This window comes from Variovorax sp. 3319, assembly GCF_031456585.1.
In the GTDB taxonomy this organism is placed as follows: Bacteria; Pseudomonadota; Gammaproteobacteria; order Burkholderiales; family Burkholderiaceae_C; genus Variovorax; species Variovorax paradoxus_P.
Genome location: NZ_JAVDUZ010000001.1, coordinates 582387 through 596857, shown reverse-complemented (window position 1 = coordinate 596857; position 14471 = coordinate 582387). Strand labels below are relative to the sequence as shown.

Genomic DNA, 14471 nt, shown 5'->3' with positions numbered 1-14471 from the left:
TGCTCAAAAGTCCGCCGTTTTGACCAGTATCAGTTCACCTGCAGGGGTTCTGGACGCGACACGTATTGCCACAGGAGCAATGCGGTCCATGTGCTGCAGAAGCAGCTGCACCGCGTTGTCTCGGTTTGCTCCGAAATGATCGCTGAGAGCTTCGAAGCTGATCCAGCAGATCTTGCGCTGGCCATCCGGGTAGACCGAAAACTCAATGATGTCGTGGCTGTCTCGGAAGTGGGCGTCGTTCATGTCTCGCTCCATAGGAAAGAGGCACGAGTATGACTACTCCCGGCTTCGGCGCCTTCTCCAGCGCAGTGGCGCGCGCAATGGCCGAGGTGCGCAAGCAGCACTGCCAGCCTCCTCACTACCGCCCTGCCCAGACGCAGCGCGGCTCGATCCGCTGCACCAAGTGCCGCGGGCTTCTCACCTTCACGGTCTCGGCTGTCGATGGCCGGACTTCTGGCCGCTGCACGAGCGCCGGCTGCATTAAGTGGACGGATTGAACATGACGATCACCGCCTTCCCTCTCGCCTGGCCGCCCGGCTGGAAGCGCACGCCCACCGGCGAACGCGCCTACGGCCGGTTCGGCACCACAAAGCAATCCAGCATGGGCAGCTGGCGTTCGGTGCAGAACATCACCGTGGCGGCGGCCACGCAGCGCCTGCGCGTTGAACTCGACCGCATGGCGGTGCGCGGCGACGACCTGGTGCTCAGCACGAACCTGAAGCTGCGCCTCGACGGCCTGCCACGGAGCGACCAGGCCCAGCCGGCCGACCCGGGCGCGGCTGTCTACTGGAACGACCCGTGGGCCGGCGCGCCGCGCTGCATGGCCATCGACCGCTACACCAAGGTCGAGATGAACATCGCCGCGCTGGCAGCCACCATCGAGGCCATGCGCGCCATCGAGCGCCATGGCGGCGCCATCGTGCTCGAGCGGGCGTTCACAGGCTTCACGGCGCTGCCGGCGCCCATCGTGGCTGGCATGAAGCGGGATTGGTGGGTTGTGCTCGACTGCAGCCCGAACTCCGGGCGCGAGGCCATCGAGTATTCCTACCGCAGGCTGGCCAGCAAGCACCACCCTGACCGCGCCGGTGGCGACGCCACAAAGATGGCCGAACTCAACCAGGCGCGGGAAGACGCGCTGAAGGAATGCACATGAGCGCACTGCCCTTCCTCACCCAGGCCGAGATCGACCAGATCTGCGAGCCCCTGACGCAGCCCGGCGCGCAGCGCCGCTACTTGGCTGAAGTACTCAAGCTGCAGGTGCACGAAAAGCCCAACGGGCGCCCCCTGGTGGCCCGCAGCGAGTTCGAGCGGGTGCTGGGTGCCGAGCGCTTCGGCCTGCAGCAGAGCACCCCACAGAACGCCCCCAACGTCGTCGGAATGATGGCTCACCTGGAACAACGAAAGAAACATGGGCAGAAAACGCAAGGACGGTGACCCGATGGCCCTCGCGGGCACTCGGCTGACCTTCAAGAACAACGCCTTCTACTACCGCCACAGCGACGGTCGCTGGGAGCGCGTCGGCACTGACATCAAGACGGCGAAGACGCGCGCGGCGCTGTACAACGACCCTTCGGGCGTCTACGGCACCACCGGCTACTGGCTCGACATGTTCCTCGTGGACTGCGAGGCCCGCGTGAAGGCCAAGACGCTCTCGCAGCGCACGCTCGACGACTACCGGCAGAACGTGGTGCCGCTGAAGATCTACTTCGGCTCGATGCTTCCCGAGTCGATCACCCCAAACATCGTGCAGGGCTACCTCGAGCTCCAGGCCCGCGCCGGCCGCCCGGTCCGCGGCAATCGGGAGAAAGCCTGCCTCTCGAGCATGCTGAGCTGGCTGCTGCGCACGCACAAGACCGCCCTCCAGGTGAATCCGTGCATGCAAAAATCGGGCACCGTCAGCAATCCCGAGAGCAAGCGGGACCGGTACGTCACGCACGAGGAATACCGGATCGTCCACGAGGCCGCCGGCCGGCAGGTGCGCCTGCTGATGGACCTGACCTACCGGACGCTCCAACGGCCCGAGAGCGACATCCTCAAGTGGACGCCCGCGAACGTCATGCGCGACGAGAACGGGCACCGGATCATCAAGCACCGCCAGCACAAGACCGGCGTGCTGCTCAAGATCCAGCTGACCCCCGACCTCGCACGTCTGGTCGATCAAGCCATCGGCGAAGTGCCGGTTCTGCATCAGCCCATCGTCCACAACCGCGAGGGCGAGGGCTACACGTACTCGGGCATCCATTCGATGCTCACCGCTCAGATTTCGCGGATCAATGCCAAGCGAGCGAAGAAGGGCTTGGCGCCAATTCCGAGCTTCGGATTTCGAGACCTCAAAGGCAAGGGGGCAACGGACATGTGGCGCGCCGGCATCCCCATCGAGCAGATCCAGCTGCTGTGCGGCCACGCCGACAAGGCCACGACCGAGAAATACATCAAGGCCCGATGGTCGGAAACGGCCACGCCCAACCAGGTGGCGATGCTACGGAATGGCGTCGAGCTCTAGCGGACTGGCGCTCAAGCGCTATCGACCGAGTACAGTTCCTTCATGAGACAGCCCAAGACGGATGTTAAGGACCAGCAAACAGCCGACAGGTTGGACAAGCTGAGCCTCGCCCCCCTGATTTTTGGTGCAGTCGGCCCGCCAATTGGATTTTTCATCCTGATTGCAGGTGAAATTAGAGCCGGTTCCCCGGTTCTATTCTTCGCCCTCATTGTTGCCTACGCCATCGGCGCGCTGCCGGCACTGGCTTCGGGCTGCCTCTACTCTTTGTTCGGCTTTTTGTGCTTTCGCGTTTTGCGATTGCGCCGTATCGGCTTCTTTCTCGGATGTGCGCTCGGGGCCTTCAGCGGAGTAGTGAGCATGATGGCGTGGAGCCTCGTCAAGTTTGGCAGCCTACTTCCTGAATTGAACGGCGTGATTCAATTTATTTTGGCTGGAACGGGAGCCGGAGCTGCATGCGGCGCCGCTGTTTCCATATGGAGCAATGCAGCTGCGGCCTCACGACGCAAGGAAGATGCGCGCCGGTTCGCCAAGCTCTCGCCGGATGGGAGCTTAAGTGGCCCTCACGGTCACTGTCCCAACTGCGAAGCGTTAATTCCAATGGATGCTCTCGCCTGTCCACGTTGCCATGCGGAATTTAGTGAGAGCGCAGCGTGGCGGCCAATCCCCCTGGCGCCATAAGGTGACCGCCTCGTTTTGGGCGAACTACTCCAGCGTGGGTTTCGGCGGCGCGGGTTCAGGGCGACCCAGAACCCGTCTCATATACAGTGGTTTTCCCGAAATCGTCCGAGGGAACAAAGAGTGAGAGAGAACACCGAATATGTGACGGCCGGAGCCGCAAACGCAACACTGGCGCGCCCTGCGGCCCGATTCAACCGCTGGCCTCTTAATCCGTAGGTCGAGTGTTCGAGTCACTCAGGGCCCACCACCAACACCAGAAATAGCGCGGTTCCCGCGCTATTTTTTTGTGAGTACCGTGCCGCCATTGCGACGCGTAGTTCGCAAATAGAAAAACCTCCCGCCGCAAAGCAGGGAGGTTTTTTAATTTGTGCCCCAAGCCGGGCCCGTCGGATTTCGTTAGCCCCTCATCCTACGCATGGCCCTCTGCTCGCGCAGGGCCACGGCAACGACGACCCGCTCAGACCTTGAACACGCGCACCGCCTGAACAAGGCTGTCGGCTTGCTCCTGCAGCGAGCCCGCCGCAGCCGCGGCCTCCTCCACCAGCGCGGCGTTCTGCTGCGTGGCCTGATCCATCTGGGAGATGGCTTGGTTGACCTGCTCGATGCCCGAAGTCTGTTCCTGGCTCGCAGCCATGATCTGGCCCATGATGTCCGTTACCCGGCGCACGCTGGCCACGATCTCTTGCATCGTCTTGCCGGCCTCGGCCACCTGGTCGCTGCCCGTACCCACCTTGTCGACCGAGTCGTCGATCAGCGTCTTGATTTCCTTGGCTGCGCCGGCCGAACGCTGCGCCAGGTTGCGCACCTCGGAAGCCACCACCGCAAAGCCGCGCCCCTGCTCACCGGCGCGCGCCGCTTCAACGGCCGCGTTCAGCGCAAGGATGTTGGTCTGGAAAGCAATGCCGTCGATCACGCCGATGATGTCGACGATCTTCTTGGACGACGCATTGATCGAGCCCATGGTGTCGACCACCTGTCCGACCACGTCGCCACCGCGCACCGCAACCTCGGAGGCCGTAACGGCCAGTTGGTTGGCCTGGCGCGCGTTGTCGGCGTTCTGCTTCACGGTGGAGGTGAGTTCTTCCATCGATGCGGCGGTCTGCTGCAGCGAACTGGCCTGCTCTTCGGTGCGCGACGACAGGTCGAGGTTGCCCGACGCGATCTGGCCGCTGGCTGTGGCAATGGTGTCGGTGGAACCGCGAATCTCGGTCACCGTGCCGGCCAGGCTACGCTGCATCTGGTGCATGGCGTGCAGCAGGCTGCCCGTGTCGCCCGGGCGCAGCCGCACTTCAATGCCCAGGTCGCCTGCGCCAATCTGGCGCACCACTTCGGAGGCGTAGCTGGGCTCGCCGCCGAGCTGGCGGTAAAGGTTTCGCGCCATGCCCCAGGCCATGCTTCCCACAACGACCATGAGCACACCGCCAATTGCCAGCAGGATGGCCGTGTTGCGCCAGAAGACGGTATCGATGTCATCGATGTAGTCGCCAAAGCCCACGATCCAGTCCCAAGGCTCGAACTTGATGATGGCGTAGAGCTTTTGCACTTCTTCCTTGGCTCCGGGGCGGGTGCCGTAGGCCGTGAGCGTGGCAACCTTTTGCCCCGCAAGCGCCGCGCGATAGCGCTCCCCGGCTTCCTTGCCACCCTTGGCGTCCACAATGCCCACACGCTTGGGGTTGGGGTGCACATAGTTCACGTCATTGGTGTAGCCGCGAACGAAAAAATAGAGCTCGTCCTTGCGCAGGCTGCCAATGAGCTTCTTCGCCTCTTTCTGTGCCTCGTCGCGCGTGAGTTCGCCCGACTTTTCCTGCTCGTACAAGCGCTCCAGCGAGGCATTTGCCAGCACCACGAGCGTGGAGAGCTGCGAGGTGCGCTCCTTCATCATCGAGTGGCGCAATGTCGACAGCGAAACGGAGGCCAGCACAACCATGCCAAGCAGCGCCGCAGCGCACAAAAGGAGAATTCGGGTTCGGAGCTTCATGGAGCGCATCGGACAACAGGAGATGAATACACCTGCTTATCGGCAGCGGCGCCGAAAACTTTAGTTTTCGATGCGTACTTCTCGGGGAGCCGCTCGAAATGTGAGAAAGTCACATTTTTTACGATGGGCCGCGACATGGATGAGCGCTCCAAGGCGGATGCTGAAGGCTTTCATCGGAGGCCAAGGCAATGCTCAATCAAGTCATTCACAACGCGACCATCACATTGCAACTGCCGCTCGACATGAGCGCCAGCGCCGAGATTGCGGCGCTTCGATCTGCCGGGATTCCAGTGGACGAACTGGGCAATGCGACCTGCGGATACCTCTTCGTGCGGACCACGGGCCGCGGCGACCACCTGGTAAACACCTTTCGATGGTTCGCGACCAGCATCGGCAGAACGCCTGTCGGCCCCGCTCAGAATGCGCAGGCGGCGGTTTCTACGAGCGCCAGCGCATCGGCGTGGTGACAGGGGCACTGCGGATTTCTTCAAATCGATCAGTTCACCATCCACCCTTCGACAAAGCGCAACAACATTTCGCGCTTCTCACCAACCTCCGCAAGCAGATACTGCCTTGCATGCCCTTGAGCCAGTTCGCTCGCCAGGAACCACTGTTCCCGTGTTTCATCGCCTGTCGGAGGCGGTTTGCCCCAGATGGCACTTTCGCCCAGAAAAGCCTCCGTAACGGGCAAGCGCCCATCCGTTCTCCCCAGCTCTGATAGCGGGTTTGGCGGGCCGCCAAGCTCGATGCGGACGTGAACGACGTCGCCCTCCACCGCGATGGTGGCGCCAAGGCCACCCGCCTGGAGCACACGCCACAGTTGTTCGGCGGAAGCGTGGCGGATCCAGCTTTCCAACGCCCGCATCAGGCTCTTGGTGATGATTTCTTTGTCCATACGGCAATATTTCACACTTTTATAAAGTGATTTCACTAGCATCCGGCCCTGTCCCGCACGGACAGGGCCGTTGGCGTGGCATCTTGCGGTTTGCTGTCATGCATCGCAAGAAAAACAAGAACTCCGACGACAGGGGCCCATAAGCTCGAAGCTCAAGCTCGTTGCACCCGCCTCGGCGGGTATTTTTTTGTCCTGCTCTTCCTGTCGACACGGCGGATGAAGGTCAACTGGATAAGTCCGGAGGACCAACAACCTCGCCGGCTACGCTATATTTCCGGCCATGGAAAAGGCGTCAGACTTAGGCAAACCCACTGTTCCCATCGACCTGATCGGCCCGGAGCATTGGGCACGTTCGAGACGCCGCAGCGGCCGCGCTACCAAGGTGCTCTGCCTGATCGTAGGCGGCCTCGCAACCGCCGGAATCATCGCCTACGGCGTTTTCGGAGGCTTCAGCCGCTGAGCCTGCCCATCAGGGGCGGCTCTCGCTGGTCTTTCCATTTCGGTTGTGTCCTCGCGCGACGGACAGCACATAGGTGCTGCCCCGTACGACGTCGCCGCACAGGAACGGTCCACTTTCCTGCACATCCCGCCAGACCGCGCACGCGGCTTGAAACTGGCGGTGTTGCGAAGGCACACCCGAAATGGCAAAGCCGAAAAAAACAAGAGAAGTAAAAACAAAAAGGGCCCGGAACCTTGCGGTCTCCGGGCCTCTGCTGAAGAGAGCTGGGGAAGTGCGCGCTACGCGCAACCTCCGCCCGGAATGTGATTCTTGAACGCGACGGCGACGCGCGCGAGCGATCGGCCCGAAGCAGGTCGAATGCTGCTGATGCGCGGCGTGGTGGCGGTGGTCACAGTGGTTCCTGGTTGAAGTTTTTTGCCTGTGCGGCACAGGTGCCGCATCATGAAAACGCTGCGGGCCTAGGCCGCGAATGAGGCGAACTGTAAATAGTGTTTACGGCACCGTCAACAACCCGGACAATCTTTTCTCGTCTTCTTGTTGTTGCTTTCAAACAGTGCCCAATATCACCGTCGCGCGTCGTCGCAATGTTCTTGCGCTGCACCGCCGTTTTCTCGAAGAGGCCATTGCAGCGGGCCGGCCCGCAAAGGGACTTGATCAGGCCTTCGCCAAGAAGATCGAAATCTCCCCGAGCATGTGGAGCCAGATCAAAAGCTCGCGGCCCATTGGCGACAACCTGGCGCGGCAGATTGAGCGGCACTGCGAGGTGGAGGCCGGTTGGCTCGACAAGGAAGACCGCATTTCCGAGGTCCCCGACGCAGCCGAAGAACGCTTCATTGCGGCCGCGCGCGAAGCCTGGCGCCAAGCCAATGCAAAGGAAAAAAGAGAACTGAGCGGTTGGCTCAAGCAGCGTGCACGCTCGCCAGATGGATCGGGCGCAACGGGCGAAAGCCCGCAGCCCTCCTGATCCGTTTCGTCAGGCTGCCGGAGAAGGCGCCTCGCGCAGGATGGCTGCGCGCAGGTCTTGCGGAATTTCCACAGCGCGATGGCTCACGAGCGAGGTAGTTACCAGCACCTGCTTCACCTGCATGCGCACTTCGCCGCTCACAGGCTCGAAGCAACGCAAGACGAGCGACATCGAGCGAGAGCCCAGCCGTTCCACAGAAAGGCCAAGCGAGACCTGATCGCCCATGCGGCTCACCGCGCGAAAGTCGGCTTCGAGCCGCACGGTGGGCAAGCCCACACGCCGCTCGGAAATGAGCGCGTGATAGTCGATGCCAAGGCCTTCGCTCACCCAGTCTTCCACCAGCCCGTTGAGCATGACGAAGTACTGCGGATAGAACACGATGCCCGCGGGGTCGCAGTCAGAAAAGCGGATCATCCGCGCGCGGCGGAACTCGGCACCGGGCGCTTTCGTCTCGCTTGCGCTCATCAGCCCTCCTCGCCCGAAGGCTCGCCGCGCATCACATGAACACGCAACTGGCCGAGTTGCGCATGCATCTGCTTGACGGTCTTCATGTCGAGGCCCGAGAACATCTCGAGAATCCATTGCTCGTGCTCCTTGGCCATGGTCTCGAAGCTGGCGCGGCCCTTGGGCGTGAGGCTCACGATCCACGAGCGCCGATCGTCGGGGCTGTGCGCGCGCGCCACCACGCCGTCGCGCTCGAGCTCATCCGTCAGGCCGGTCACGTTGCCGCCCGTCACCATCAGGTAGCGCGACAGCACACGCATCTTCAGGCCCTCTTCGTAGCGATAGAGCTGTGCCATGTAGTCGAAGCGCGCGAGCGAAATGCCGAAGCGCTCACGCAGCCGGCGCCGAATTTCAGCCTCGATCTGCGTGGTGCTCGCGAGCATGCGCAGCCACAGCTTGAGCATGGCGTGGTCTTCGCGGCCAGCGCGTGCCTCGTGGCCGAGTTCTTCGGCGTCGCTGAGCGCAGCGTGCGAGGCGTCGTTGCGCATTACATGACCTCCCCGCCCGAAACCGATATCGACTGCCCGGTAACAGACGTCGCGCCCTCGCCGCAAAGCCAGCGCACCGTGTCGGCCACCTCGGCGGGCTGCACGATACGCCGCTGCGGATTGACGTTGGAGAACTCGGCCAGCGCATCGGCTTCGCTGCGGCCGGTCTTGCCCACCACGTTGGCTACGCTCGCGCGCAGGATGTCGGTATCGGTGTATCCGGGGCATACCGCGTTTACCGTCACCCCCTTGCGGGCCACTTCGAGCGCAAGCGAACGCGTGAGGCCAACAACGCCGTGCTTGGCCGCAGCGTAGGCGGCCACGTAGGCATAACCTTTCTGGCCGGCGGTGCTGGCAATGTTCACGATGCGGCCCCAGCCCGCGTCGAGCATGTTGGGCAGCGCCTCTTGAGCGCACAAAAAGCTGCCGGTCAGATTGACCGACAACATGCGCTGCCAGAGCTCTACCGAAGTCTTGAGAAAAGGTGCGCTCTCTGCCGCGCCTGCGTTGTTCACCAAGATTGCCACGGGCCCTCGCCCGGCGCGTGCTTGCGCGAAGGCTGCCTGCACGGCTTGCGCATCGGCCACATCGGCAACGGCAACACCGTGGCCCTGGCCCGGGAGCGCGGCGGCTACGCGCTGAAGGGCGTCGATGTCTCGTCCGAGCAAGGTCAGCGTAGCGCCTTCGCCAGCGAGGCTACGGGCGATTTCGGCTCCAATGCCGCGCGCGGCGCCAGTCACCACGGCGTGGCGGCCGCTCAATGAATTTTCATGCATACCTGAAATGTTTAGTTCTGAACTATTCTAGCGAATGCGGCTTATCGCTTGTTCAGCGCGCGATCCCAGGTTTGCGCGCTGACACCGCGCTCGCGGAGCCTGAACTTTTGCACCTTGCCGTTCTCGGTGCGTGGCAGGTCGGGCAGCACATCGACGTAGCGTGGCACCGCAAAATACGGCAAGCGGCTCTCGCAGAAGCTCATCAGTTCCGCGGGATCAATCCGCTCACCATCACGGGCAACCAATGCGGCCATGACCTCGTCCTCGGCCAGCTCGGAGCGCACCGGGTACACCGCACACGACGCAACGCAGCGGTGGCTCAGCAGCACCTGCTCGACTTCGAACGAGGAGATGTTTTCGCCGCGCCTGCGGATCGCGTCCTTGATGCGGTCGACAAACCTGAAGGCTCCGTCTGCTTCGCGCACCACGCGGTCGCCAGTGTGAAACCATAGATTGCGCCAGGCCTCGACCGTCTTCTCGGGCATGCTGAAGTAGCCGCTTGCAAAAGCATGGGGTTCGTCGGCGCGCAGCAGGAGCTCGCCGGCTTCTCCGGCTGGCAACTCTGCGTCGCTTTCGTCGGCAACACGCGCCTGGAAGCCGGGCCGCAGCCATCCCATCACGCCGCCGCGCGGCGAATCGGGTGCGGTGGCAATTGCAAAGTTGGTCTCGGTGGAGCCATACCCCTCCAGCAACCGTACGCCTGTGCGCTCGAAAAACGCCTTGCCTGCGGCTTCGGGTACGCCAGGCCCGAGCCCGATGCGTACGCGGTGGTTGCGCTCGCCTTCGCCTGCGGGTTGTGCGAGCAGTATCGGCACCATGGCACCTAGCAGGTAGACCACGGTGGCGCCGTTCGCCTGCATCGAAGGCCAGAAGCCCGAAGCCGAGAAGCGTGTTTCAAAAACGACTTCAGAGCCCGTGAGCGCGGCTTGCGCAAAAGTGTTGAGCGCGTTGATGTGAAAGAGCGGCAGGGTGGTGCACAGCACGTCGTCCGCCGCCACGCCGAGCACTTCGGCGCTGTTCACACCCCACCAGAAATACTGTGCATGCGGGCAGACCACACCCTTGGCGGGACCGGTAGTGCCAGACGTATACAGAATGGCCAGCGGGTCGCCGGGCTGCACGTCTGCCGGTGCAATGGCGGCACCGCCGGAGGGATACGCCAGCACGCGCACGCTGACAGGCGCCAGCCACGGAGCTGGGTCGCCTTCGGCTGCCTCGCCCACGATCCAGATCTGCTCGAGCTTCGTTCGCCCCAGGTCCGCCGCCTGCAGCCGACCCAGAAAACCAGCTTCGATGACCAGCAGCTTTGCTTCGCTGTGCGCAAGAAAGTACTCGATCTGCGGCCCCATCGAGGCAGTGTTGATCGGCACCGTCGAGGCTCCGATCCAACCCGCACCGAGCAAGGTTTCAAGAAACTCGATGCGATTGCCGCACATCACGGCAACGCGGTCTCCCCGCTCGACACCCGCTTGCGCGAGCGCGCCGGCGCGAATGCCAGCCGCTTCTGCCGCGTCGGCGTGCGACCAGCGAGTGCCTGCAATGCGCAGCAGCGGACGTGCGCCAAACTTTGCCGACTGGCGCTGCAGCATGCCTGGCAGCGTGCGCTGCGCTGGCGGCATCGCGCGCGGCTCACTCGTCATCGTGCGTACCTCCGCCAAGATATGTGGCTTGCACCCGCGGATCGCTTGCCAATTCAGCTGAAGCGCCCGAAAGCGCGATCTCGCCGGTTTCGAGCACGTAGCCGTGATCCGAGGTTTCGAGCGCGGCGCGCGCGTTCTGCTCGACCAGCAGGATAGACACGCCGTCTTCGCGCAGCTTGCGCACGATGGTGAGAATGTCGCGCACGATCAGCGGTGCAAGCCCGAGACTGGGCTCGTCGAGCATCAGCAGCCGCGGCGCCGACATGAGTGCGCGCCCCACCGCCAGCATTTGCCGCTCGCCGCCCGAGAGTGTGTCGGCGCGCTGCGCACGTCGCTCTGCGAGCCGCGGAAAACGGTCATACACCGATTGCAGCCGCTTCTTCATCGCGTCTCCGCGCAGCCGCTTGGCATAGGCGCCAAGCTGCAGGTTGTCCAGCACGCTGAGCTCGCCGAACAACTCGCGCTTCTCGGGGACAAGACACAGGCCGCGTTCCACGCGCGCCTCCACGTCGAGGCCTTGCAGGTCTTCACCCTCGAAGCGCAGCGTACCCTTGCAGGGCAACAGGCCCATGGCGGCGGCCAGCAGCGTCGTTTTGCCCGCGCCGTTGGGCCCGATCACCGAGATGATCTGCCCGGGCTGCAGGTCGAGCGATACACCGCGCACAGCCTCTACCTGCCCATAAGACACGTGCAGATCGCCAATCTCCAGCATCGCGGTCATACAACACTCCCAAGGTAAGCCGCCTGCACACGCTCGTCGGCGCGCACCGCGGACGGCACGCCCTCTACGAGCTTGGAGCCGAAGTTCATCACGACAAGCCTGTCCACCAGTTTCATCACGAAGTCCATGTCGTGTTCGACGATCAGGATGGTCACGCCCTCTTCGCGCAGCTTACGCAGCAAGTCGCCGAGCGCCATCTTTTCCTTGCGGCGCAGGCCCGCCGCGGGCTCGTCGAGCACCAGCAGCACCGGGTCGGCAGCCAAAGCGCGCGCAATTTCGAGAATGCGCTGTGTGCCCAGCGGCAGGCTGCCTGCGAGCTCGTGCGCGCGGTCGCCCAGGCCGATTCGGTCGAGCTGGCGCTGCGCCTCCTGCAGGATCTGCCTTTCTTCGGTTCGGTCCAGCCGCAAACCCGCTTTCAAGACGCCCGAGCGCGTGCGCGAATGGGCGCCCAGAGCCACGTTGTCGAGCAGGCTCATGTGGGGCCGCAGCTTCACGTGCTGGAAGGTGCGCGCCAGCCCCAGCCGCGCCACCTGGCGCTGCGGCATGCCGGCGATGTCGTGCTCCAGAAAACGCACCTGGCCTGCGCTCATCGGCAGGGTGCAGGTCAGCAGGTTGAACATGGTCGATTTGCCGGCGCCGTTGGGTCCGATCAGGCCGATGATTTCTCCCGCGTTCACCTCGAAGCTCACATCGTTCACCGCCACCAGCCCGCCGAAGCGCTTGACCGCACCTTTCACCGACAGCACCTGCGTGCCGCGCGCGGGCAGCTGGCGATGCGGAAGGGGATCGACCGCAGGCGCTTCGTAGCGCGACGAACCCTGGGTGCCGCCCTTGCGGCGCGTCCAGCGCCTCAGCAGGCCCATGAGGCCGCCGCGCGCAAAGTGCAGCAGCAGGATGAAGAGCGTTGCGAACGCCACGGCTTCCAGTTGCCCGGCGCGCTGGGTGAGCATGGGCAGCACGTCTTGCAGGCCGTTCTTCAGCACCAGCACCAGGGCCGCACCCACCAGTGCGCCCGCCAGCTGCCCGAGCCCGCCGGCCACCGCCATCAGCAGGTACTCGATGCTTGCGCGCACGTCGAACGGCGACGGGCTCACGAAGCGGTTCATGTGCGCATAGAGCCAGCCCGCGAGCCCCGCAAAGAGCGCGGCCGTGACGAAGAGCGTGAGCCGCACGCGGTATGCATCGGCCCCCACACTCGCCAGAAGCGTGGCGCCGCCGCGCAGTCCGCGAATCGCCCGGCCCGGGCGCGACTGCAGCAGGTTGTGGCTGAAGAGGCACGCCAGCCCGACCACCACCCAGATCAGGTAGTACATCGAACGCGGATCGGCCAGCGACCAGCCCGCAACGTGCAGCGCCGGAATGTTCGACAACCCCGTATGGCGCCCAAGCGCATCGACATTGCCGAACAGCATCGCAATCGACAATCCCCAGGCGATGGTGCTCAGCGGCAGAAAGTGCCCGCCGAGCCGCAGCGTGAGCATGCCGATGGCAAGCGCCGAGAGCCCGGTGAGCAACAGCGCGAACAAGAGGCCGATCCACGGCGACATGCCCTGCGTGGTCGTGAGCCACGCGGTTGCATAGGCCGCAATGCCCACGAAGGCCGCCTGCCCGAACGAGGTTGCGCCACCCACGCCGGTGAGCAGCACCAGCCCAAGCGCCACCAGCGCGCCGATGCCGATGTCATTGAGCAGCGAAACCGTGAAGCTGCCCGCCACCGCCGGCACCAGCGCCAGCACGACGACCACCAGGGCGATCAGGCCCATGCGTTTGCGGTTGCCGTTAATCATTGGTCCACCTCGTCTTCTTCCTCTTCGGAGTGCGCGGCCATGAAGGAGCGCAGCATGAGCACGGGTATGAGCAGGCTGAACACGATCACGTCTTTCAGCGCACCGCTCCAGAACGATGCGAAGCTTTCCACCACGCCTACTGCGAGAGCGCCCACAGCCGTCATCGGGTAGCTCACGAGCCCGCCGATGATTGCCGCCACGAATGCTTTCAAGCCGATGATGAAACCCGAGTCGTAGTACATGGTCGTTACCGGCGCAATCAGCACGCCGATGAGCCCTGCCAGCAGCGATGCGCAGCCGTAGGCCAGCAGCGCCGTGCGCACCGGCCGGATGCCGACCAGCCGCGCCCCCACCCGGTTCACGGCCGTGGCGCGCAGCGCCTTGCCGGCCACCGTGCGCTCGAACACCAGAAAGAACAGCCCGCTCAGCACAATGGCCGCGCCCACCATCAGCACCACCTGGCCGCTGACCGTGAATCCGTCGCCCAGCGTGAACACCGCACTCGTAAGCGGTGTGGTGCGCGAGCCCTCAGGGCCGAAGAACAACAGGCCCAGCCCCGAGAGCAGAAAGTGCAGTGCCAGCGACACGATCAGCAGCACCAGCACCGACGCATCGGCAATCGGCTGGAACACCACGCGCGCGAGCAGCGGCGCAATAGGCACCACCAGCAGCACCGCCACCGCGATGTGCACCGCCACCGGCACACCGGGCCGCGCCGCAAGCCAGGCAAGCACGCACGGAATCGCGGGCAGCACGCCCCACATGAGCACCGCCTTGGGAACGCGAGCGGCTTCGCCGCGCCGCAGCAGGCTGCCGACTTCTGTCGCCAATGCCAGCGCCGCAAGCACGGCAACCATGCCGATGGTCGGCGGCACGCGGCCGGTTTCGAAGGCGGCCAGCGAGAGTGCGGCAAAAGCCGCGATGTCGCCAAACGGTACGAACACCACCCGCGTGACCGAAAAGATCAGCACCAGCCCGAGCCCGGCGAGCAGATAGACGGCGCCGTTGGCCAGGCCATCGGTGATGAGGATCAGCGCGACGTCCCACGTCATAGGAAAACCTCAGGCAAAAACATCG

The 14471-nt window shown here is 63.9% G+C and carries 17 protein-coding genes; 7 read left to right on the top strand and 10 right to left on the bottom strand.

The window, feature by feature from the left end; genetic code table 11:
- Positions 1-3 precede the first annotated feature (3 nt).
- A complete protein-coding gene (locus J2X67_RS02900; RefSeq protein WP_309950352.1) occupies positions 4-243 on the bottom strand; it encodes a DUF1488 family protein in 240 nt (79 codons plus the stop codon).
- Between the two features lie 29 nt (positions 244-272).
- Between J2X67_RS02900 and J2X67_RS02895 the strand changes: the two genes are divergently transcribed.
- The 5 genes from J2X67_RS02895 to J2X67_RS02875 are packed head-to-tail and all read left to right on the top strand — an operon-like array spanning position 273 to position 3181.
- Positions 273-497 carry a hypothetical protein gene (locus J2X67_RS02895; RefSeq protein WP_309950351.1) on the top strand — a complete coding sequence of 75 codons (225 nt, stop codon included), beginning with the start codon at positions 273-275 and terminating at the stop codon, positions 495-497.
- Positions 498-499: 2 nt separating this feature from the next.
- The gene (locus tag J2X67_RS02890; protein WP_309950349.1) at positions 500-1153 is read left to right on the top strand and encodes a J domain-containing protein; all 654 of its coding nucleotides are present in this window, start codon (positions 500-502) and stop codon (positions 1151-1153) included.
- Positions 1150-1434: a hypothetical protein gene (locus J2X67_RS02885; protein WP_309950348.1), complete on the top strand. Its 285-nt coding sequence runs from the start codon at positions 1150-1152 to the stop codon at positions 1432-1434. The genes J2X67_RS02890 and J2X67_RS02885 overlap by 4 nt, the downstream gene beginning before the upstream one ends.
- Positions 1409-2503, top strand: a complete 1095-nt coding sequence (locus J2X67_RS02880) for a tyrosine-type recombinase/integrase (RefSeq protein ID WP_309950346.1) — start codon at positions 1409-1411, stop codon at positions 2501-2503. The genes J2X67_RS02885 and J2X67_RS02880 overlap by 26 nt, the downstream gene beginning before the upstream one ends.
- 42 nt (positions 2504-2545) lie before the next feature.
- The gene (locus J2X67_RS02875; protein ID WP_309950344.1) at positions 2546-3181 is read left to right on the top strand and encodes a hypothetical protein; all 636 of its coding nucleotides are present in this window, start codon (positions 2546-2548) and stop codon (positions 3179-3181) included.
- A 457-nt stretch (positions 3182-3638) separates the two neighbouring features.
- On the opposite strand, the gene J2X67_RS02870 is transcribed toward J2X67_RS02875, so the two are convergent.
- Positions 3639-5159, bottom strand: a complete 1521-nt coding sequence (locus J2X67_RS02870) for a methyl-accepting chemotaxis protein (RefSeq protein WP_309950341.1) — start codon at positions 5157-5159, stop codon at positions 3639-3641.
- Positions 5160-5347: 188 nt separating this feature from the next.
- On the opposite strand from J2X67_RS02870, the gene J2X67_RS02865 reads away from it, so the two are divergent.
- Complete coding sequence (locus J2X67_RS02865; protein WP_309950339.1) at positions 5348-5626, top strand: hypothetical protein; 279 nt, start codon at positions 5348-5350, stop codon at positions 5624-5626.
- A gap of 29 nt (positions 5627-5655) precedes the next feature.
- On the opposite strand, the gene J2X67_RS02860 is transcribed toward J2X67_RS02865, so the two are convergent.
- Positions 5656-6054 (bottom strand): hypothetical protein, encoded by a 399-nt coding sequence (locus J2X67_RS02860; RefSeq protein ID WP_309950337.1) that lies wholly within the window; start codon positions 6052-6054, stop codon positions 5656-5658.
- A gap of 1013 nt (positions 6055-7067) precedes the next feature.
- Here J2X67_RS02860 and J2X67_RS02855 point away from each other — a divergent pair.
- Positions 7068-7478: a hypothetical protein gene (locus tag J2X67_RS02855; protein WP_309950334.1), complete on the top strand. Its 411-nt coding sequence runs from the start codon at positions 7068-7070 to the stop codon at positions 7476-7478.
- Between the two features lie 9 nt (positions 7479-7487).
- On the opposite strand, the gene J2X67_RS02850 is transcribed toward J2X67_RS02855, so the two are convergent.
- From J2X67_RS02850 to J2X67_RS02820, 7 genes are read right to left on the bottom strand one after another with little or no spacing between them, the layout of a single operon-like run.
- Entirely contained in the window at positions 7488-7943 is a 456-nt protein-coding gene (locus tag J2X67_RS02850; protein ID WP_309950331.1) for a thioesterase family protein, read from the bottom strand.
- On the bottom strand, positions 7943-8470 hold the full coding sequence (locus J2X67_RS02845; RefSeq protein WP_309950329.1) for a MarR family transcriptional regulator: 528 nt from the start codon (positions 8468-8470) through the stop codon (positions 7943-7945). Before J2X67_RS02845 ends, J2X67_RS02850 begins: the two co-directional genes overlap by 1 nt.
- Complete coding sequence (locus J2X67_RS02840) at positions 8470-9246, bottom strand: SDR family NAD(P)-dependent oxidoreductase (RefSeq protein WP_309950327.1); 777 nt, start codon at positions 9244-9246, stop codon at positions 8470-8472. Before J2X67_RS02840 ends, J2X67_RS02845 begins: the two co-directional genes overlap by 1 nt.
- A gap of 41 nt (positions 9247-9287) precedes the next feature.
- Positions 9288-10886: an ATP-dependent acyl-CoA ligase gene (locus tag J2X67_RS02835; RefSeq protein WP_309950325.1), complete on the bottom strand. Its 1599-nt coding sequence runs from the start codon at positions 10884-10886 to the stop codon at positions 9288-9290.
- Positions 10876-11607: an ABC transporter ATP-binding protein gene (locus J2X67_RS02830; protein WP_309950324.1), complete on the bottom strand. Its 732-nt coding sequence runs from the start codon at positions 11605-11607 to the stop codon at positions 10876-10878. The genes J2X67_RS02835 and J2X67_RS02830 overlap by 11 nt, the downstream gene beginning before the upstream one ends.
- Positions 11604-13391: a branched-chain amino acid ABC transporter ATP-binding protein/permease gene (locus tag J2X67_RS02825; RefSeq protein ID WP_309950827.1), complete on the bottom strand. Its 1788-nt coding sequence runs from the start codon at positions 13389-13391 to the stop codon at positions 11604-11606. The genes J2X67_RS02830 and J2X67_RS02825 overlap by 4 nt, the downstream gene beginning before the upstream one ends.
- Positions 13391-14446 carry a branched-chain amino acid ABC transporter permease gene (locus J2X67_RS02820; protein ID WP_309950323.1) on the bottom strand — a complete coding sequence of 352 codons (1056 nt, stop codon included), beginning with the start codon at positions 14444-14446 and terminating at the stop codon, positions 13391-13393. The genes J2X67_RS02825 and J2X67_RS02820 overlap by 1 nt, the downstream gene beginning before the upstream one ends.
- Between the last annotated feature and the right edge of the window lie 25 nt (positions 14447-14471).

What these genes read in the sequence shown, in the direction of transcription:
- J2X67_RS02900 (WP_309950352.1), bottom strand. Translation starts at nt 243, where the DNA reads ATGAACGACGCCCACTTCCGAGACAGCCACGACATCATTGAGTTTTCG.
- J2X67_RS02895 (WP_309950351.1), top strand. Translation starts at nt 273, where the DNA reads ATGACTACTCCCGGCTTCGGCGCCTTCTCCAGCGCAGTGGCGCGCGCA.
- J2X67_RS02890 (WP_309950349.1), top strand. Translation starts at nt 500, where the DNA reads ATGACGATCACCGCCTTCCCTCTCGCCTGGCCGCCCGGCTGGAAGCGC.
- J2X67_RS02885 (WP_309950348.1), top strand. Translation starts at nt 1,150, where the DNA reads ATGAGCGCACTGCCCTTCCTCACCCAGGCCGAGATCGACCAGATCTGC.
- J2X67_RS02880 (WP_309950346.1), top strand. Translation starts at nt 1,409, where the DNA reads ATGGGCAGAAAACGCAAGGACGGTGACCCGATGGCCCTCGCGGGCACT.
- J2X67_RS02875 (WP_309950344.1), top strand. Translation starts at nt 2,546, where the DNA reads ATGAGACAGCCCAAGACGGATGTTAAGGACCAGCAAACAGCCGACAGG.
- J2X67_RS02870 (WP_309950341.1), bottom strand. Translation starts at nt 5,159, where the DNA reads ATGAAGCTCCGAACCCGAATTCTCCTTTTGTGCGCTGCGGCGCTGCTT.
- J2X67_RS02865 (WP_309950339.1), top strand. Translation starts at nt 5,348, where the DNA reads ATGCTCAATCAAGTCATTCACAACGCGACCATCACATTGCAACTGCCG.
- J2X67_RS02860 (WP_309950337.1), bottom strand. Translation starts at nt 6,054, where the DNA reads ATGGACAAAGAAATCATCACCAAGAGCCTGATGCGGGCGTTGGAAAGC.
- J2X67_RS02850 (WP_309950331.1), bottom strand. Translation starts at nt 7,943, where the DNA reads ATGAGCGCAAGCGAGACGAAAGCGCCCGGTGCCGAGTTCCGCCGCGCG.
- J2X67_RS02845 (WP_309950329.1), bottom strand. Translation starts at nt 8,470, where the DNA reads ATGCGCAACGACGCCTCGCACGCTGCGCTCAGCGACGCCGAAGAACTC.
- J2X67_RS02840 (WP_309950327.1), bottom strand. Translation starts at nt 9,246, where the DNA reads ATGCATGAAAATTCATTGAGCGGCCGCCACGCCGTGGTGACTGGCGCC.
- J2X67_RS02835 (WP_309950325.1), bottom strand. Translation starts at nt 10,886, where the DNA reads ATGACGAGTGAGCCGCGCGCGATGCCGCCAGCGCAGCGCACGCTGCCA.
- J2X67_RS02830 (WP_309950324.1), bottom strand. Translation starts at nt 11,607, where the DNA reads ATGACCGCGATGCTGGAGATTGGCGATCTGCACGTGTCTTATGGGCAG.
- J2X67_RS02820 (WP_309950323.1), bottom strand. Translation starts at nt 14,446, where the DNA reads ATGACGTGGGACGTCGCGCTGATCCTCATCACCGATGGCCTGGCCAAC.